Origin of the sequence: Zobellella maritima, from assembly GCF_003075035.1 — a bacterium.
In the GTDB taxonomy this organism is placed as follows: Bacteria; Pseudomonadota; Gammaproteobacteria; order Enterobacterales; family Aeromonadaceae; genus Oceanimonas; species Oceanimonas maritima.
In genome coordinates this window covers 1-499 of record NZ_QCZE01000014.1, presented here as the reverse complement: position 1 = coordinate 499, position 499 = coordinate 1, and the positions used below count along the sequence as shown (strand labels likewise).

At 48.1% G+C, this 499-nt stretch carries 1 pseudogene; it reads right to left on the bottom strand.

The annotated features are described in order from the left end of the window. Window positions 1-242: 242 nt before the first annotated feature. Window positions 243-499: pseudogene (locus tag DCS96_RS18380) on the bottom strand (EamA/RhaT family transporter); the annotation flags it as partial.

The window sequence follows — 499 nt, the reverse complement described above, 5'->3', positions numbered from 1 at the left end:
GCAGTAATCCATATCATATTTACGAAACAGAGCCGAAGCGCGAGGGATAGAGAGCGCCAGTTCACCTAAAGGTTGGTCGCGATAAGCCATAGCTGATACCTCATTCTTAATAAGATAAGATGTATTTTAAATGCATCTTTAAGGCAAATGCTATAACCCTTACGTAGCAGAGGCTTATTTAACTCACTGCCAGTATGTCAACTTTCTGAGACAGATTCAGTTAAAGGCTTTTCCGTTTTTGCTCAGACTGCAATGACCACGCCAACCACTAACAGCGCGATACCGCTCAGCGTCATCAGCGGCGGCATTTGCTGGCGTATCAAAAAGGTGTACAGCAAACCTGCCAGTGTTTCGAAAACGATCAGCGGCCCGAGAATCACTGTCGGTAATCGCTGGCTGGCGACGTTCCAGCAGAGTGCGCCAACCCATGAGCAAAGCACGGCTATCGCAACCATCAGACTAATAAACACCAGCGGACGGGGGCCAAAAGGTAAGGAGA